Below are 17,431 nucleotides of genomic sequence, written 5' to 3' on the forward strand. Positions count from 1 at the left end.
GGAGACAGGGAACAAGTCGAGGTCAAGGGGGACCGCATGGCGACAGCAGCCGCGCACCGGACAGCCGGCACCCCGGCGTACGGCGCCTCGGGCGCGGAACCGGGCGCCGACGAGGGCGGTGACGGCCGGCAGCGCGCTTTCGACGCCGCGGTGGCCGCCGACGAGCGCATCGAGCCGCGGGACTGGATGCCCGAGGCCTACCGCGCCACGCTGGTCCGGCAGATCGCCCAGCACGCCCACTCCGAGATCATCGGCATGCAGCCCGAGGCCAACTGGATCACGCGCGCGCCCTCGCTGCGCCGCAAGGCGATCCTCATGGCCAAGGTCCAGGACGAGGCCGGCCACGGCCTGTACCTGTACAGCGCGGCCGAGACCCTGGGCGTCAGCCGGGAGGAACTGCTCGACAAGCTGCACAGCGGCCGCCAGAAATACTCGTCGATCTTCAACTACCCGACGCTGACCTGGGCCGACGTGGGCGCGATCGGCTGGCTGGTGGACGGCGCCGCGATCACCAATCAGGTCCCGCTGTGCCGCTGCTCCTACGGCCCGTACGCGCGGGCGATGGTCCGCGTCTGCAAGGAGGAGTCCTTCCACCAGCGGCAGGGGTACGAGCTGCTGCTCGCCCTGAGCCGGGGCACCGACGCCCAGCACGCGATGGCGCAGGACGCGGTGGACCGCTGGTGGTGGCCGTCGCTGATGATGTTCGGACCGCCCGACGACGCCTCCCAGCACTCCGCGCAGTCGATGGCCTGGAAGATCAAGCGTCATTCGAACGACGAGCTGCGCCAGCGCTTCGTCGACATCTGCGTCCCCCAGGCCGAGTCCCTCGGCCTGACCCTGCCCGACCCGGACCTGAAGTGGAACGAGGAGCGTGGCCACCACGACTTCGGCGCCATCGACTGGACCGAGTTCCGGGACGTCCTCAAGGGCAACGGCCCGTGCAACGACCAGCGGCTGGACCAGCGCCGCCGGGCACACGACGAGGGCGCCTGGGTCCGGGAGGCGGCCGCCGCCCACGCCGCCAAGCACACCGCGAAGCACACCGGTCCGACGGGAGTGAAGCAGGCATGACCAACACCGACTGGCCCCTGTGGGAGGTCTTCGTGCGCTCCCGGCGCGGGCTGTCCCACACCCACGCCGGCAGCCTGCACGCCCCGGACGCGGAGCTGGCCCTGCGCAACGCCCGCGACCTGTACACGCGGCGCGGTGAGGGCGTCTCGATCTGGGTGGTCCCCTCCACGGCGATCACCGCCTCCTCCCCGGACGAGAAGGACCCCTTCTTCGAGCCGTCCGCCGACAAGCCCTACCGGCACCCGACCTTCTACGAGATCCCGGAAGGGGTGAAGCACCTGTGACGGCGACCCTGCCCACGACCGCCGCCCTCGCCCTCGGCGACGACGCCCTGGTGCTCTCCCACCGCCTGGGGGAATGGGCCGGACACGCGCCCGTGCTGGAGGAGGAGGTCGCCCTCGCCAACATCGCCCTGGACCTGCTGGGCCAGGCCCGGTTCCTGCTGTCGACGGCCGGGGACGAGGACGAACTGGCGTTCCTGCGCGAGGAGCGCGCCTTCACCAACCTCCAGCTGGTGGAGCAGCCGAACGGCGACTTCGCGCACACGATCGCCCGCCAGCTCTACTTCTCCACCTACCAGCACCTGCTCTACGCGCAGCTGGCCTCCTCGGACGGCGAGTTCGCCCCCCTGGCCGGCAAGGCCGTCAAGGAGGTCGCCTACCACCGCGACCACGCCGAGCAGTGGACGCTGCGGCTCGGCGACGGCACCGACCTCAGCCACGAGCGGATGCGCCGGGCCTGCGAGGCGCTGTGGCGGTTCACCGGTGAGATGTTCCAGCCGGTGGCGGGCCTGGACGCCGACTGGGCCGGTATGGAGGCGGCCTGGCTGGAATCCGTGGGCGACGTGCTGCGCCGGGCCGGCCTCACCCTGCCCGAGGGCCCGCGGTCCGGGGCCTGGTCGGCGGGCGCCGGCCGGCAGGGACTGCACACCGAGCCGTTCGGGCGGATGCTCGCCGAGATGCAGCACCTGCACCGCAGCCACCCGGGGGCGTCATGGTGACCGCGACGACCCCGCTGGAGACGGAGCTGCTCAGGCTGGCCGGCTCCGTTCCCGACCCCGAGCTGCCCGTGCTCAGCCTGGCGGAGCTGGGCGTGGTCCGCGCGGTGCGCCTGGGCGACGGGGACGCGGTCGAGGTCGAGCTGACGCCGACCTACACCGGATGCCCCGCCGTCGAGGCGATGGCCCTGGACATCGAGCGGGTGCTGCGCGAGCACGGCGTGCGGGAGGTCTCCGTGCGCACGGTGCTCTCCCCGGCCTGGTCGACGGACGACATCACAGCCGAGGGGCGCCGCAAGCTGCGGGAGTTCGGGATAGCTCCCCCGCGGGCGCGCACGGCCGCCGAGCCGGTCCCGCTCGAGCTGGGCCCGACCCGCACCCGCACCACCGAGGGGGACCCCGCCGCCCCCGGCATCGCGCCGGTGCACTGCCCGCACTGCGGGTCCGCCGACACCGAGCTGCTCAGCCGGTTCTCCTCCACCGCGTGCAAGGCGCTGCGGCGCTGCCTGGCCTGCCGCGAACCGTTCGACCACTTCAAGGAGGTGTGATGGCCCGCTTCCACTCGCTGCCCGTGACAGCGGTCGACCGGCTCACCGACGACTCCGTCGCCCTGACCCTCGCCGTTCCGCCCGAGCTGCGCGAGGAGTACCGCCACGCGCCGGGCCAGCACCTCACCCTGCGGCGGGTGGCCGACGGCACGGACGTACGGCGGACGTACTCGATCTGCTCGCCCGCTCCCGGTCCGGACGGGGAGGGGCCGCGGACGCTGCGGGTCGGGGTGCGGCTGGTGGAGGGCGGCTCCTTCTCCACGTACGCGCTCAAGGAGATCGACGTCGGTGACGAGCTGGAGGTGATGACCCCGGCGGGCCGCTTCACGCTCCAGCCCGCGCCCGGTCTGTACGCCGCGGTCGTCGGCGGCAGCGGCATCACGCCGGTGCTGTCCATCGCCTCCACCCTGCTGGCCCGGGAGCCCTCGGCCCGCTTCTGCCTCATACGCAGCGACCGCACGACCGCCTCGACGATGTTCCTGGAAGAGGTAGCCGACCTGAAGGACCGCTACCCCGAGCGGTTCCAGCTGGTGACGGTGCTCTCCCGGGAGGAGCAGCAGGCGGGGCTGCCGTCGGGACGGCTCGGCCAGGAGCGGCTCACGGACGTGCTTCCGGCGCTGGTGCCGGTGCCGCGGGTGACGGGCTGGTTCCTGTGCGGACCCTACGGGCTGGTGCAGGGGGCCGAGCGGGCGCTGCGCGGACTCGGGGTGGACCGGTCCCGGATCCACCAGGAGATCTTCCACGTGGCCGCCGGCACCGGGTCCGAACCGGTGGCCGCCGCCCCCGCGCACAGCAGGGTCACGGTCCGGCTCGACGGCCGCGGCGGCACCTGGCCGGTCCAGGAGGGGGAGACGCTGCTGGAGACGGTCCTGCGCAACCGCCCCGACGCGCCGTACGCCTGCAAGGGCGGCGTGTGCGGGACGTGCCGGGCCTTCCTGGTGACGGGCGAGGTGCGGATGGACCGCAACTTCGCGCTGGAACCGGAGGAGACGGAGGCGGGGTACGTCCTGGCCTGTCAGTCGCACCCGGCCACGGAGACGGTGGAACTGGACTTCGACCGCTGAGGCCCCGTGAGGAAGGCCCGCACCCCGGGCTCGGTCTCCGGCTCGGTCTCCGGACGGCTTGATCTCCGTGAGCCTGCGGGGTGGCGGGCCGTCGTGAACGAGCCCCGCCCCCTCGGACGCGGTCTCCGGTGGACCGGCGGCCTCCGAAGGGGTCGGGAAAGGGCGGGGCGGCGGTTCAGCGGTGGTTCACAGGACGTGGCCCGGCGTGCCCTCGTCGGTCACCACGGGACGGCCGGAGGCCGCCCAGACCTGCATGCCGCCGTCGACGTTCACCGCGTCGACGCCCTGCTGGACCAGGTACATCGTGACCTGGGCCGACCGTCCGCCGGAGCGGCAGATGACGTTGACGCGCCCGTCCTGGGGCGCGGCCTCGGTCAGCTCGCCGTAACGGGCCACGAAGTCGCTGAGGGGGATGTGCAGCGCCCCCTCGGCGTGCCCGGCCCGCCACTCGTCGTCCTCGCGGACGTCCAGCAGGAAATCGTCGTCCTTGAGGTCCGTGACCTCGACTGTGGGCACACCAGCTCCGAAATGCATGGCTCCGACGCTACCCGAAGGAACGGCCGGGATGCCGCCGGCCGCTCGGCGCCCAGGCTCCGGCCACCCGGAGGCCCCATCCCGGCGCCGTCAGCTCCGGGATGGGGCGGCTCGGGGGTCGTCAGCTCTGGGACAGCAGTGCGGCCAGCTCGGACTCGCGGGCCGTGACCTCGTCGCGCAGTTGCCCGGCGATCTCGTCGAGGAGGCGGTCGGGGTCGTCGGGGGCCAGTCGGAGCATCGCGGCGATCGCGCTGTCCTCCAGGTGCCCGGCGACGACCGTGAGCATCTCCTTGCGCCGGGACAGCCACTCCAGACGGGCGTAGAGCTCCTCGGCGCGGCTCGGGGCCTGTGCCGCGGGCGCCGGGCCGGCGGCCCACTCCACGGCCAGTTCCCGCAGCTCCTTCTCGTCGCCACGGGCGTAGGCGGCGTTGACCCGGGTGATGAACTCCTCACGCCGGTGGCGTTCCTCGTCCTCCTGGGCCAGGTCGGGGTGGGCCTTGCGGACCAGGTCGCGGTAGAGGCCGCGGGCCTCCTCGCTCGGGCGCACCCGCTGCGGGGGCCGCACCGGCTGCTCGGTGAGCATCGCGGTGGCCTCCGGGAACAGGCCGCCCGCGTCCATCCAGCCGTGCATCAGCTCCTCGACACCCGGGATGGGGGTCAGCCTGGCCCGTGCCTCCTCGGCCCTGCGCAGGTCCTCGGGGTCGCCGGTGCGCGCGGCCCTGGCCTCGGCGAGGCGCGCGTCCAGCTCCTCGAGGCGGGCGTAGAGCGGGCCGAGGCGTTGCTCGTGCAGCCGGGAGAAGTTCTCGACCTCCACCCGGAAGGTCTCCACCGCGATCTCGTACTCGATGAGCGCCTGCTCGGCGGCCCGTACGGCCCGCTCCAGCCGCTCCTCGGGCCGCGCCGCCGCTCCGTCGGACGTCGCCCGAGCAGCTCCGGCGACGTCACCCTGCTCTGCTTCCGGGGTCGTCACCCGACCAGCGTAGGCCACGGCGGCCGCACCCCCGTCCGCCCCCGCGACCCCGCCGCTTCCCCATCCACTCGCTTCCCCTACACCCCCGTCTCCGCCGCGAGCCGGCCGGAGCGCACCGCGGTGAGCAGGTCCGCGTGGTCGGCCTCGGTGCGGTCGGCGTAGGCGACGGCGAACGCGGCGACCGCTTCGTCGAGTTCCTCGTTCTTGCCGCAGTAGCCGGCGATCAGGCGCGGGTCGGCGCTGTGGGCGTGGGCACGGGCCAGGAGGGCGCCGGTCATGCGGCCGTAGTCGTCGATCTGGTCGGCGGGGAGGGCGGCGGGGTCGACGCTGCCCTTGCGGTTGCGGAACTGCCGCACCTGGAAGGGACGCCCGTCCACCGTCGTCCAACCGAGCAGGATATCGCTCACCACCTGCATGCTCTTCTGGCCGAGGACCACGCGCCGTCCCTCGTGCGTCGCCTCCGGCACGGGGAAACCGGCGGTCGCCAGGTGCGGCAGCAGCGCCGACGCCCGGGCCTCCTTCACCTGGAGCACCAGCGGCTCGCCGCGATGGTCCAGCAGCAGCACGACGTAGGACCGGGTGCCCACGCTGCCGGTGCCGACCACGCGGAACGCGACGTCGTGCACCGCGTGCCGGGCCAGCAGCGGGAGGCGGTCCTCGGAGAGCGTGGCGAGGTACTGCTCCAGCGAGGCCGCCACCGCCGCGGCCTCCGCGTCGGGTATCCGCCGCAGCACCGGCGGGGCGGGCACGAAGCGGCGTCCGCCGTCCTCGGTCCGCTCGGTCGACTTGGCCGCGAACCGCCCGCTGGTGTTGGCCCGCGCCTTCTCCGAGACCCGTTCCAGGGTGCCGAGCAGGTCGTGGGCGTCGGTGTGGGAGACGAGCTCCTCGTCGGCGATGGCGTTCCAGGCGTCCAGGACCGGGAGCTTGGCCAGCAGGCGCATGGTGCGCCGGTAGGCGCCGACCGCGTCCCGGGCGGCCTCGCGGCAGCGGTCCTCGTCGCAGCCCGCCTCCCGGCCCGCGAGGACCAGGGACGCGGCGAGCCGCTTGAGGTCCCACTCCCAGGGGCCGTGCACCGTCTCGTCGAAGTCGTTGAGGTCGATCACCAGACCGCCGCGGGCGTCGCCGTACAGGCCGAAGTTGGCCGCGTGGGCGTCGCCGCACAGCTGGGCGCCCACCCCGGTCACCGGGGTGCGCGCGAGGTCGTACGCCATCAGGCCCGCCGAGCCGCGCAGGAAGGCGAACGGCGTCGCCGCCATCCGGCCGACCCGGATCGGCGTCAGCTCGGGGAGGCGGCCCCGGTTGGACTCCTCGACGGCCGCGACCGCGTCCGGCCGGCCGGCGTCCGGCTCGAAGGCGGCGTGCGCGGACCGCGCGACGCGCTCCCGCAGCGCCTTGCCCTCCGCTTTCGGCGATCCCCCGCCCGGCCACCGGGCGAAGCCCGGAACGGCGGGCACCCGTCCACCCGGCCGCGTCCCTCCGCCCGGCCCGCCGTCTCCGACCGGCCCACCGTCTCCGGCCCGTCCGGCCCGTCCGGCCCCTCCGGCCCCTCCGGCCCCTCCGGCCCCTCCGGCCGCCGTCGTGCCGTCCCGCCCCGCCATGTCCCCGGCCATCTCGACCGCCCTCCCCGACCCGCGCATGCCACGTCAACGGGCCGACCGTACAGCGGGCCGACCCACGCGTACATCCGGACGGAACGCACCGGCCCGGACACAGGTCCACGAGGTCACCGCCCCGACCGCCACACATAACGCCGGGCAGGGGGCGGAACGGTATCTCCACCCCCGGCCATCCGCGCGATTACAGTCGTCCGCGATCACCGCCGGAGCGTGCCCGTCCGCACACAGCCTGCCCCGCGCGGCAGGCGCGCTCCGGTCCTCTCGGACACGCACGCCGGACCCGCACGCCGCACCGCGCACGCAGGACACGTACACCGCACCACGCTCGCCGACCACGCACACCGGACACGCAGGTCGCTCACGTACGTCGGTCGCACACGTCAATCACGCACCCAGTCCACGCACGCCAGTCATGCACGTCCCGTCCTTCCCCCACCGAGGAGACCGAGGAACCCGCCATGACACCTACCGATCGCGACGACACCGGCCCCGGCTCCGGGCCCAGCCCCAGCCCCGGCCCCAGCCCCAGCCCCAGCACCAGCCCCGGGCGCATGATCAGTCGCAAGAGCCTGCTCAGGGCCGCCGTCGCCGCCGGGGCCGCCGTCCCGCTGCTCTCGGGCACGGTGGCGCTCGCCCGGGACTCCGCCGGCCAGGGGCGGGTCCTGCCCGCGACGCCGGACTGCGACGACGGCGACGGGCCGACGCACGACCAGATCGAGGGCCCCTACTTCAAGCCGAACTCCCCGCTGCGCACCAACCTCGTGACGTCGGGCGTCACCGGCACCCCGCTGACCGTCAGCGGCTACGTCTTCGGCCGCACCTGCGCCCCGCTGTCCGGAGTCCTCCTGGACTTCTGGCAGGCCGACGGCGCCGGCGACTACGACATGGCCGGCTACACCCTGCGCGGCCATCAGTTCACGGACGCCAAGGGCGCGTTCACCCTCACCACGATCGTTCCGGGCCTCTACCCGGGACGCACCCGGCACATCCACGTCAAGGCGCAGGCGCCCGGGCAGCCCGTCCTCACGACCCAGCTGTACTTCCCCGGCGAGCCGCGCAACAACACCGACACGCTGTTCGACGCCACGCTGCTCATGAACGTGCGCGCGGCCGGCGGCGGCAAGGAGGGCACCTTCGACTTCGTGCTGAACGTCGCCGGGACACCCGGCCCGGGCGACCCGACCGACCCGCCCACCGACCCGCCGAGCGGCGCCTGGGCGCCGGGCCGTTCCTACGCCGCCGGCGACCGGGTCACCTACGGCGGCGCCGCCTACCGCTGCGTCCAGGCCCATACGTCCATGGCCGGCTGGGAGCCGCCCAACGTGCCCGCCCTGTGGCGCCGCGAGTGACCGTCGCGGGCAGCGGAGAGGCGGTGCGCCGTTCCCCGGCCACCGCCTCCCGACCTGGCCGGCCCGGCTCGTCGACCGGCTCCCGGCCGGGACAGCCCGGCTCCGCCGCCTCCCGGCCATGCCGGACGCATGCCGCGGCTGTACGCCGAGCCGCGAGGAGGCCGACGCGGCAGGGGATCCCGGCAAGGGAACCCAGGAGGGAACCAAGAGAGCGCACCGCGCACGTGCACCGTGCACGCCCGTTGCGCACCACGCCCTTCCCGGGCGCGCCTCACGCCCTCAGATACGCCAGCACCGCCAGCACCCTGCGGTGCGTCTCGTCCGTCGGGGGCAGGTCGAGCTTGGTGAGGATGCTGCCGATGTGCTTGCCCACCGCCGCCTCGGACACCACCAGTTCGCGGGCGATCGCGCCGTTCGACTTGCCCTCCGCGATCAGGCCGAGCACCTCGCGCTCGCGCGGGGTGAGCCGCTCCAGCGGATCCCGGCGGCGGCGCAGCAACTGCCGTACGACCTCGGGGTCCACGACCGTCCCCCCGTCGGCGACCTCGCGCAGCGCGTCCACGAACTCCTCGATCTGGCCCACCCGGTCCTTGAGCAGGTAGCCGACGCCGGTGCCGTCGCCGGAGTCCAGCAGGTCGGACGCGTAGGCGCGCTGGACGTACTGGCTGAGGACCAGCACGGGCAGGGTGGGCCGCCGTTCGCGCATCCGGACGGCCGCGTGCAGGCCCTCGTCCTGGAAGCCGGGCGGCATGCGCACGTCCGTGACCACGATGTCCGGGACGTGTTCGTCGACCGCGGCGACCAGTGCCTCGGCGTCGCCGACGGCCGCGACGACCTCGTGGCCGCAGCGCGTGAGGAGCCCGACGAGCCCTTCACGCAACAGCACGCTGTCCTCGGCCAGCACTACGCGGAGCGATCGGTCGGCTCGCAGGGAACGCAAGGGATCTCCACACGCAACAGGGTTGGTCCGCCCGGCGGACTGGACAGGGAGAGTCTGCCATCGAGGACGGACACCCGGTCCGCGAGTCCGGTGAGCCCGGTGCCGGCCGAGGCGTCCGCGCCGCCGCGGCCGTCGTCGCGCACCCGCAGGTGCAGCCGTCCGTCGCGGTGGCCGCCGCTGACCTCGGCGCGGCGCGCGCCGCTGTGCTTGGCGACGTTGGCCAGGGCCTCGCACACCACGAAGTAGGCGGCGGTCTCCACCGACTGGGGCAGGCGTCCGGGCAGTTCCAGGTCGACGTCGACCGGGACGGGCGAGCGGTCCGCGGCGTCGGCGACGGCGGCCTGGAGCCCGTAGTCGGCGAGCACCTTGGGGTGGATGCCGTGGATGAGGTCGCGCAGCTCGGCCAGCGCTCGCCCGGCCTCCTCGTGGGCCTTGGCGAGCTGGTCGGCCAACGGTCCCGGCGGCGCGTCCAGCCGGGCCAGTCCCAGTGCCATCGTGAGGGCGACGATGCGCTGTTGGGCGCCGTCGTGCAGGTCGCGTTCGATGCGGCGGCGCTCGGCCTCGAAGGCGTCGACCAACCGCACGCGGGAGCGGGTGAGTTCGATGACCCGCTCGCCGAGGTCGCCGTCGCGCGGGGCGATCAGCAGCCGGGTCAGTCCGGCCCGGGCGCCGGCCGCCAGGCCCAGGGCGTAGGCGCCCGCGCACAGCAGGACGACGCCGAGGAGGGCCACGCCGAAGGCGGCCGGCCAGCTGGTGACCGTCCACTGCTTGAGCACCTTGGCCTCCCGGCCGCCGCCGACCGTGGCCATCAGCAGCGGGGTCAGCGCCATCGACGACGGGAACAGCAGCGCGACCACGAACGCCAGCGCGTCGACCGGCCACAGCAGGCCGGCGAACAGCAGGGCGTAGCCGAGTTCGCGCCAGGTGGCCTGCTCGCGCAGCCGGGTCGTCAGCCAGGCCCACGGGCCGGGAACGGCGGGCGGCGCGTGCTGGTGGGGGGCGGGGTCGAGGTCGACCAGGCGCAGCCGGCGCCGTTCCGCCCAGGCCACCGGCAGGCCCGCCAGCGCGGTGAGGACGAGCAGCGGCAGGCCGACCAGCGCGATGGCGAGGACGCCGCCCAGCGCCACCGCGACGACGATCCCGACGAGGGCGGCCACGCCGGCCACCGCGCCGGTGAGGAGGTACCCGGCCGAGCGCCACGGCCAGGGCGAGGCCAGGAAGCCGGGCCGGGACATGGCCTGCCACACGTTGCGAGGGTGCATGGGCTCACCGTAGGAGTTCCGCCACGGCCCGGACCATCGGTTCAGGGGGCGGATGGAGGGTAGGGCCGGCCCTACCCCGCCCTGTCCCTGCCGGGCTGCCGCACGACGTGGGGCGAAGGAGGTCACGGCCCGCTCGCGGCAGGCTCTCGCCACCTCAGGCCGCCGCAAGCTCGAAGACGGAATTCCGCCGAGGTGCGGCCCGAACGATGGCTTGAAGGACGTTTCGGCGTTTCCGAGCCGGCCGGGCCGCACCCGCTACCGGTTCCACGACCTGTTGCGGCCGGTCGCCGCGGGTCCGGCGGGCTGTCACGCGGACCCGGTGTTCACCGGGGCGGGCTGAACGGAGCGCGGCGGGTAGGCCTGGCCCTACCCCAAGTGTCCTTCCTGCCGCACTGCGCCGGACCCCTCTCTCGCGGTTCCGTGGAGACACCGGGAGGACGAGAGGGGGCGGCCTGCGATGACGGACTGGCTCGCGGAGCACGTGGTGGCCCACGGCGCCCCCGGCATCCTCGCCGCGGTGCTGCTGCTGCCCGTGCCGGCGGCGCCGCTGCCGACGACGGCCCGTCCGGCGCCGCCTCTTCGAAGGACTCCGTCCCGCGAGGCGCGGGAGGACCGACACCGAGCGAGTGGGGACAGATGAATCACGACGCGGTCCAGTTGCGCACCGTCAGCAGGCGGTACGGGTCCGGCGACAGCACCGTGACAGCGCTCGACGAGGTCTCGCTCGCCTTCCCCAGCGGCACCTTCACCGCCGTCATGGGTCCCTCGGGCTCCGGCAAGTCGACCCTCCTGCAGTGCGCCGCCGGCCTCGACCGCCCCACGTCCGGTTCGGTCACCGTGGGCGGGACCGAACTGACGAAGCTGAGCGAGACCAGGCTGACGCTGCTGCGCCGCGACCGCATCGGGTTCGTCTTCCAGGCGTTCAACCTGCTGCCGTCGCTGACCGCCGAGCAGAACGTGGCGCTGCCGCTGCGCCTGGCGGGCCGCCGGGTGCCCAAGGCGCGGGTGCGCGAGGTGCTCGAACAGGTGGGGCTCGGGGAGCGGGCGCGGCACCGGCCGACGGAGATGTCCGGCGGCCAGCAGCAGCGCGTCGCGCTGGCCCGCGCCCTGATCACCCGGCCCGAGGTGCTCTTCGGCGACGAGCCGACCGGCGCCCTCGACTCGCGGACCAGCCGCGAGGTGCTGGCGCTGCTGCGCGGCATGGTCGACCGCGAGGGCCAGACGATCATCATGGTCACCCACGACCCGGTGGCCGCCTCCTACGCCGACCGCGTGGTCTTCCTGGTGGACGGCCGGGTCAACGGCGAACTCGTCGGGGCGGGCGCCGACGGGATCGCCGCCCGCATGACGAAGCTGGAGGGCTTGCCGTGCTGAGCGTCGCCCTGCGCACCCTGCGCACCCGCTGGGTCACCTTCGTCGGCAGCTTCGTCGCGCTGTCCCTCGGCGTGGCGCTGCTCGCCGTGATGGGCCTGGCCCTGGCCTCCTCGCTGGACGCGCCCACCCGCATCCCGGAGCGGTTCGGCGCCGCGCCGGTCGTCGTGAAGGGGCAGGACACCCTGTCGGTGCCCACCCCGATCGGCGACCGCACGCAGGACCTCGTCCAGCCGCGCGCGGTGCCCGAACCAGCCGTCGCGAAGCTGGAGAAGCTCGGCACCGTCGTCCACGACCGCTCGTTCGCCGTACGGGCCGAGGGCGGGCCCGGCGACCTGGTCGGCCACCCCTGGTCGACGGCCGCCTTCGCCCCGTACCGGATCGACGCGGGGCGCGCGCCCCGGGCCGCCGACGAGGTCGTCGTGAGCGGCGGCTGGGCCCGGCCCGGCGAGCGGCTGCGCACCGACCACGGTGCGGTGCGGGTCGTCGGCGCCGTCGCCGACCGCGGCTTCGAGCACGCCGTCTTCTACACCGACGCGCAGGCCGCCCGCCTCTGTCCCGCCAGTGTCCAGCTCGTCGTCGACGCCGACGCGGCGGCCGTGCGGAAGGCGGTGCGCGGCAGCGCGGGCGTCCAGGTCCTCACCGGGGAGGCGCGCCGCTACGCCGACGCCGACCCCGACCGCGACGACGAGGCCCTGACCGCGATGAACGCCATGTTCGGCACGGCCGGCGGCGTCACCGCCTTCGTGTCGGTGTTCGTGGTGGCGTCCACCTTCGCGTTCGCCGTCGCCCAGCGGCGCCGGGAGTTCGGCCTGCTGCGCACGGCCGGGGCGACCCCGGGACAGATCCGCCGCATGGTGTTCGCCGAGGCGCTGGCGGTGGGCGTGCTCGCCTCCGCGGCCGGCTGCGTGCTCGGCTCCTACGGCGCGCCGCGGCTGGCCCGCCGGGTCGTCGACGAGGGGCTGGCCCCGGGCTGGTTCGCCATCGGCGACTACACGTGGCCGTACCACATGGCGTTCTGGACGGGCCTGCTCGTCGCGCTGTGCGGTGTGGTCGCCGCGTCCTGGCGGGCCGGCCGCACCGGACCCACCCAGGCGCTGCGCGAGGCGTCCGTGGACAGCGAGGCGTTGACCTGGGGCCGCCGGCTGTTCGGCGCGGGACTGCTGCTGGCCGCCGCTGTCACCCTGGGCCTCGCCCTGGTGGCGGGACCGGGCGACCTGCTGCACCGCAAGACCTATGTGAGCCGGCCGATGCTGTCGATCACCGCGGTCGCGCTGCTGGCGCCCGTGGTGGTGCGTCCGCTGGCCCGGCTGCTGGCCTGGCTGCCGGCCCAGCTGCCCGGCGCCGGGGGCATGCTCGTGCGCGAGAACGCCGCGGCCGGGGTGCGGCGCACCGCCGCGATCGCGGCGCCGGTGCTGGTCACCGTCGCGCTCGCGGGGTCGTTGCCGGGCGCCACGTCGACGCTCGACGAGGCCAAGGCCTCCGAGACGCGCGGGCAGTCGGCCGCCGTCTACGTCGTCGCCCCGGCCGGCCGGTCCGGCTTCGACGCCGCCACGCTGGACAGGCTGCGGGCCGTGCCCGGCGCGACGGTGTCGGCGACCGCGTCGACCGGCGTCTACGTGCTGGAGGACGGCGTCGCGCTGATCAAGTCGGAGGCCCGCGCCGCCGACGCCCGCACCCTCGCCGCCACCACCCGCCTGCCGGTGGTCGCCGGCAGGGTGAGCGACCTCGACGACGGATCGATCGTCGTCAACGAGGAGTGGGAGCGGCACTCCGTGGGCCGGAGCGTGCGGGTGTGGCTCGGCGACGGCACGGAGAAGACACTGCGGATCGCCGCGGTGACGGCGGTCGGCACCGGCGACAACGGCGTCTACGTCACGCCCGCCAACGCCGCCGGCGCGGCCGTCGACCGGGTCGACGTCGCCCTCGCCCAGGGCGCCGACCCGGCCGCGGTGGCCGCGGGGCTGCGCGCGGCGGTGGGCGCGTCGGGCGGGCAGGTGCTCACCGAGGACCAGTGGGTGTCGGCCACGTACCCCGGGACCGACCGCACGACCCGGCTCGGCTTCATGCTGGTCCTCGGCATCGCCCTGCTGTACACGGGCATCTCCCTGGTCAACACCATGGTGATGGCGACCTCGGACCGGGTGCGGGACCTGGCCGTGCTGCGGCTCGCCGGGGCCACCCAGTGGCAGGTGCTGCGGCTGGTGGGCGCCGAGGCGCTGATGGTGGTCGCGGTCGGCGGACTGCTCGGAATCCTCGTCGCCGGGCTCAACCTGGCGGGCATGTGGGCGGCGCTGGGCCTGCTGTCGGTGCGTACGACGATCCAGCTGCCGTGGGAGGCCATCGGCGCCGCCGTGGGCGCCTGCGCGGTGCTCGCCGTGGTCGCGTCGGTCGCCCCCGCCTCACTCGCCCTGCGCCGCCGGCCCGTGGAACTGGCGGGTATGCGCGAGTGACCCCGACCCGGCGTCGGCGGCCCGTCCCCGCGTCCCGTCCGGCGCCGTCGTTCCCACGCTGTCGATGCGATCGTCCCGCGCCCCCCGGAGGATCAGGGGCGGCGACGGTTCACCTGGCCGGGGGCCCGAGCGGGACCGGCCTGGGGGGCCGTGTTCCGGGTCGGTCGCGGCGCCCCGCTACACCGCTGTGAAGCGCAAGGGCAGGGTCACCGGGCCCTGGATGGTGTCGGGGCGGCTCCACAAGGTCTCGCCGTCGAGCGTCAGACCGGTCAGCCGGCGGGACAGAACGGTCAGCGCCTCGCTGAGCTCGGCTCGTGCCAGTACCGACCCGACGCAGCTGCGCAGTCCCCAGCCGAACCCCATGTGAGGGTGCCCGGACGTGCGTTCGATGTCGAAACGGTCCGGATCAGGGAACACACTGCCGTCCCGATTGGCGAGCGTGGACATGACGATCACGGGGGTGCCCTCGGGAAGCAGCAGTCCGTCGAGCTCCACGTCCTCGTTGGTGACGCGCTTCATGGCGTAGGCCGTCGGCGCGTAGCGGACGACCTCCTCGACGGCGTTCGGCACCAGTTCCGGCTGCCGGCGCAGCCGCTCCCAGTCCTCGGGACGTTCGGCGAAGCAGTGAAGAGCGATGGCGAGCTGGTTGCGCGTGGTGTCGGTCCCGCCGACGATCAGCGAGGTGATGACGGTCATCACCTCGCTGATCGTCACGCTCCCCCCTTCGGCCTCGGCGGCCGCGATGAGGTCCGTTATCAGGTCCTGTCCGGGCTTCCCACGCCGCCGCTCGATCAGGTCCCCGATGTAGGAGTCGATCTTCTCGGTGGCCGCCATGGCCGCCGGCACGGTGCCCGGGTCTCCCGAGAACAGGGCGGTCGACGCCTCGGCCACCTCGGCGAAGAACTCCGCTTCCCGGCGCGGCACGCCCAGGACCCAGCAGATCACCGAGATCGGCACGGGGTTGCAGAGGTCCACCACCGCGTCGCACCGTCCGCGGCGCGCCACGCGGTCCACCAGGTCGTTCATGACCTGGGCCATCGCGGGCCGGAAGCGTTCGAAGTTGCGCGGCCGCAGGGCCGGGATCGCCAATCGGCGCAGTCGCGTGTGCCGTTCCCCCTCCTCCAGCAGCAGCGAACGTCGGCGCCGCTCGACGAACTGCGGATCGATGTCCGGCATGGCACCGATCTCCGCCCTGAGACCGTTGCCGAATCTCCTGTCCGACAGCACGGCCCGGCAGTCCGCGTACCTCGTCACGACGACGGAGGAATGCCAGCGCAGGAACCGGTGACCCCGTGCCAGCTCGGGCAGCCACCGCCAGGCCGGTCCCGTGCTGTCGGCCGTCTCCTCGTCGATGGAATGAAGATCCGCCGGACGGATCGATGCGGACATCGTTGTCTCCTTCCCCTTGCTCGTTCGCCGGACGATGTTCGGCATGTCGACCGGCGGCCCGTCGCCGGTGTGCCGACCGCGGGGCACGCGGTCGTCACGTCGCCCGACACGTCTCCAGCGCGCGCGTGAGGAGGCGCGCGACGCGGTCGCGGTTGCGCTCCTCCAAGAGCGCGAAATGCCCTCCGGGCAGCAACTCCAGCTCGCAGACGCCCTCGGTGTGGGCGGCCCACAGCGGCAGTCTCTCCGCCGGTGCCAGAGCGTCCGCATCCCCGCCCAGGACGAAGAGCGGTGCTGCCAGGCGGACTTCGTCGAAGTCCTCGGCAGCTTCCCGGCTGAGCTCCAGATCGGCCCGGAGCACGTGCAGCAGCAGTCTGCGGAGCTGCGGATCGTTCAGCAGGTGCGCCGGCGTGCCCTCGCCGCTGACCAGCAGCGCGATCAGGTCCGTGTCCGACGACGCGCTGTGAGCCGGGCGTTCCTCACGGCCCGGCAGCTGACCGCTCGGGATCGCTGCGACACAGCTGTCGCCCAACAGAGCGGCGATCCGGACGGCCAGCAGTGCGCCGAGGCTGTGTCCGAAGCACACGGTCGGCAGCGGATCCCGGTCCATCAGCTCGTCATGGACACCACGAAGGACGTCGCCGAGTCCACAACCGGGCGATTCGCCGAACCTGCGCTCGCGGCCGGGAAGGCAGAGACCGACGATCTCGACGTCCGCCGGCACCGCGGCGAGGAGAGGGAGCAACGAGTTCGGCCCGGCCCCCGAGTGGGGCGCCACCAGCAACCGGGCCCGCGCGGGGACCGCCCCCGTCCGACGCAGGGTGGGTGACCACAGGTACGGGCTGGGCCCGCTCGCGGGCCGGGCCGCGGGGTGACCCGTCACGGGCAACGGACGACCTGGCCGGCGTACGACAGACCGCCGCCGAACCCGAAGAGCAGCACGGGGGATCCCGGGACCAGTTCTCCCCGTTCCACCAGCTTGGAGAACGCCAGCGGGATGCTCGCGGCGGAGGTGTTGCCGGAGTCCACGACGTCGCACGCGATGACCGCGTTCACCGCGCCGATCTTCCTGGCGACCGGCTCGACGATCCGGAGATTGGCCTGGTGCAGGACGACACCGCCGAGTTCCTCCGGCTTGACACCGGCGCGCTCGCACACCGTCCGGGCGATGTCCGGCAGAGTGGTCGTCGCCCACCGGTACACGGACTGGCCCTCCTGGGAGAAGGTGCCCGCCCTGCCCTCGATGAGCACAGCCCTGCCCATCTCGGGCACGGATCCCCAGACCACGGGGCTGATCTCGGCGGTGTCGGCCTCGGTGACGACGACGGCACCCGCTCCGTCGCCGACCAGGACGCAGGTGCTGCGGTCGGACCAGTTGACGAAGTCGGTGAGCTTCTCGACCCCGATCACGAGGGCCTTCTTCGCGGAGCCGCCCTTGATGGCGAGGTCCGCCATGGCCAGGGCGTGCGGGAAGCCGGAGCAGGCGGTGTTGACGTCCAGTGCCGCAGGCGACTTGATGCCGAGCCGATGCGCCACGCGCGCTGCCACATTGGGAGAACGATCGTGTGAGGTGCAGGTGGCGACGATGACGAGGTCGATCTCCGCGCCCATCAGGCCGGCGTTGGCGAGGGCCTTCTGAGCCGCTTCGGCCGCCATGTCCGCCACCGACTCGTCCGCGGCCGCCACATGCCTGGTACGGATGCCTACCCGGCTCCGGATCCACTCGTCACTGGTGTCGACCATCTCCGCGAGAGCGTCGTTGGTGAGTACCTTCTGTGGCTGGTAGTGGCCGAGTGCCACGAGACGAGACCCGGACATAGTGAAGTTCTCCTTGTTCACCGGCGGTTGACTCTCCATCAGCCTAGTCGCT

At 73.9% G+C, this 17,431-nt stretch carries 16 protein-coding genes; 8 read left to right on the plus strand and 8 right to left on the minus strand.

Annotation, left to right across the window (positions count from 1 at the left end; translation table 11 throughout):
* Positions 1 to 36 precede the first annotated feature (36 nt).
* Genes paaA through ACH5A8_RS10920 form a run of 5 tightly spaced genes read left to right on the plus strand, consistent with a single transcriptional unit; the run spans position 37 to position 3,680 of the window.
* The gene (paaA, locus tag ACH5A8_RS10900) at positions 37 to 1,071 is read left to right on the plus strand and encodes a 1,2-phenylacetyl-CoA epoxidase subunit PaaA (RefSeq protein ID WP_399000304.1); all 1,035 of its coding nucleotides are present in this window, start codon (positions 37 to 39) and stop codon (positions 1,069 to 1,071) included.
* Positions 1,068 to 1,355 carry a 1,2-phenylacetyl-CoA epoxidase subunit PaaB gene (gene paaB / locus ACH5A8_RS10905; RefSeq protein ID WP_399000306.1) on the plus strand — a complete coding sequence of 96 codons (288 nt, stop codon included), beginning with the start codon at positions 1,068 to 1,070 and terminating at the stop codon, positions 1,353 to 1,355. Before paaA ends, paaB begins: the two co-directional genes overlap by 4 nt.
* Positions 1,352 to 2,071 carry a 1,2-phenylacetyl-CoA epoxidase subunit PaaC gene (gene paaC, locus ACH5A8_RS10910; protein WP_399000308.1) on the plus strand — a complete coding sequence of 240 codons (720 nt, stop codon included), beginning with the start codon at positions 1,352 to 1,354 and terminating at the stop codon, positions 2,069 to 2,071. The genes paaB and paaC overlap by 4 nt, the downstream gene beginning before the upstream one ends.
* Complete coding sequence (gene paaD, locus ACH5A8_RS10915; protein ID WP_399000310.1) at positions 2,065 to 2,616, plus strand: 1,2-phenylacetyl-CoA epoxidase subunit PaaD; 552 nt, start codon at positions 2,065 to 2,067, stop codon at positions 2,614 to 2,616. Before paaC ends, paaD begins: the two co-directional genes overlap by 7 nt.
* Positions 2,616 to 3,680, plus strand: a complete 1,065-nt coding sequence (locus ACH5A8_RS10920; RefSeq protein ID WP_399000312.1) for a 2Fe-2S iron-sulfur cluster-binding protein — start codon at positions 2,616 to 2,618, stop codon at positions 3,678 to 3,680. Before paaD ends, ACH5A8_RS10920 begins: the two co-directional genes overlap by 1 nt.
* A 186-nt stretch (positions 3,681 to 3,866) precedes the next feature.
* Here ACH5A8_RS10920 and ACH5A8_RS10925 read toward each other — a convergent pair whose 3' ends face one another.
* From ACH5A8_RS10925 to ACH5A8_RS10935, 3 genes are all read right to left on the minus strand, one after another.
* The gene (locus ACH5A8_RS10925; RefSeq protein ID WP_399000314.1) at positions 3,867 to 4,196 is read right to left on the minus strand and encodes a rhodanese-like domain-containing protein; all 330 of its coding nucleotides are present in this window, start codon (positions 4,194 to 4,196) and stop codon (positions 3,867 to 3,869) included.
* A gap of 139 nt (positions 4,197 to 4,335) precedes the next feature.
* Complete coding sequence (locus tag ACH5A8_RS10930; RefSeq protein WP_399000316.1) at positions 4,336 to 5,184, minus strand: hypothetical protein; 849 nt, start codon at positions 5,182 to 5,184, stop codon at positions 4,336 to 4,338.
* Between the two features lie 77 nt (positions 5,185 to 5,261).
* Positions 5,262 to 6,782, minus strand: a complete 1,521-nt coding sequence (locus tag ACH5A8_RS10935) for a DUF2252 domain-containing protein (RefSeq protein ID WP_399000661.1) — start codon at positions 6,780 to 6,782, stop codon at positions 5,262 to 5,264.
* A 476-nt stretch (positions 6,783 to 7,258) separates the two neighbouring features.
* Between ACH5A8_RS10935 and ACH5A8_RS10940 the strand changes: the two genes are divergently transcribed.
* Positions 7,259 to 8,149: a carbohydrate-binding protein gene (locus tag ACH5A8_RS10940; protein WP_399000318.1), complete on the plus strand. Its 891-nt coding sequence runs from the start codon at positions 7,259 to 7,261 to the stop codon at positions 8,147 to 8,149.
* Between the two features lie 271 nt (positions 8,150 to 8,420).
* Here ACH5A8_RS10940 and ACH5A8_RS10945 read toward each other — a convergent pair whose 3' ends face one another.
* Together ACH5A8_RS10945 and ACH5A8_RS10950 are read right to left on the minus strand one after the other, a co-directional pair.
* Positions 8,421 to 9,080 carry a response regulator gene (locus ACH5A8_RS10945; protein WP_399000663.1) on the minus strand — a complete coding sequence of 220 codons (660 nt, stop codon included), beginning with the start codon at positions 9,078 to 9,080 and terminating at the stop codon, positions 8,421 to 8,423.
* Positions 9,053 to 10,324 (minus strand): sensor histidine kinase, encoded by a 1,272-nt coding sequence (locus tag ACH5A8_RS10950; protein WP_399000665.1) that lies wholly within the window; start codon positions 10,322 to 10,324, stop codon positions 9,053 to 9,055. The genes ACH5A8_RS10945 and ACH5A8_RS10950 overlap by 28 nt, the downstream gene beginning before the upstream one ends.
* 663 nt (positions 10,325 to 10,987) lie before the next feature.
* On the opposite strand from ACH5A8_RS10950, the gene ACH5A8_RS10955 reads away from it, so the two are divergent.
* Positions 10,988 to 11,725, plus strand: a complete 738-nt coding sequence (locus ACH5A8_RS10955; RefSeq protein ID WP_399000320.1) for an ABC transporter ATP-binding protein — start codon at positions 10,988 to 10,990, stop codon at positions 11,723 to 11,725.
* Positions 11,719 to 14,175 carry an FtsX-like permease family protein gene (locus tag ACH5A8_RS10960; protein ID WP_399000322.1) on the plus strand — a complete coding sequence of 819 codons (2,457 nt, stop codon included), beginning with the start codon at positions 11,719 to 11,721 and terminating at the stop codon, positions 14,173 to 14,175. Before ACH5A8_RS10955 ends, ACH5A8_RS10960 begins: the two co-directional genes overlap by 7 nt.
* Positions 14,176 to 14,352: 177 nt before the next feature.
* Here ACH5A8_RS10960 and ACH5A8_RS10965 read toward each other — a convergent pair whose 3' ends face one another.
* The 3 genes from ACH5A8_RS10965 to ACH5A8_RS10975 form a co-directional block, all read right to left on the minus strand.
* Positions 14,353 to 15,564, minus strand: coding sequence for a cytochrome P450 (locus ACH5A8_RS10965; protein WP_399000324.1), 1,212 nt, complete (start codon positions 15,562 to 15,564; stop codon positions 14,353 to 14,355).
* A 94-nt stretch (positions 15,565 to 15,658) separates the two neighbouring features.
* On the minus strand, positions 15,659 to 16,444 hold the full coding sequence (locus ACH5A8_RS10970; RefSeq protein ID WP_399000326.1) for a thioesterase II family protein: 786 nt from the start codon (positions 16,442 to 16,444) through the stop codon (positions 15,659 to 15,661).
* On the minus strand, positions 16,441 to 17,379 hold the full coding sequence (locus tag ACH5A8_RS10975; protein ID WP_399000328.1) for a beta-ketoacyl-ACP synthase III: 939 nt from the start codon (positions 17,377 to 17,379) through the stop codon (positions 16,441 to 16,443). The genes ACH5A8_RS10970 and ACH5A8_RS10975 overlap by 4 nt, the downstream gene beginning before the upstream one ends.
* Positions 17,380 to 17,431 lie beyond the last annotated feature (52 nt).

Source organism: Streptomyces sp. NPDC018610, assembly GCF_044391765.1.
Taxonomy (GTDB): Bacteria; Actinomycetota; Actinomycetes; order Streptomycetales; family Streptomycetaceae; genus Streptomyces.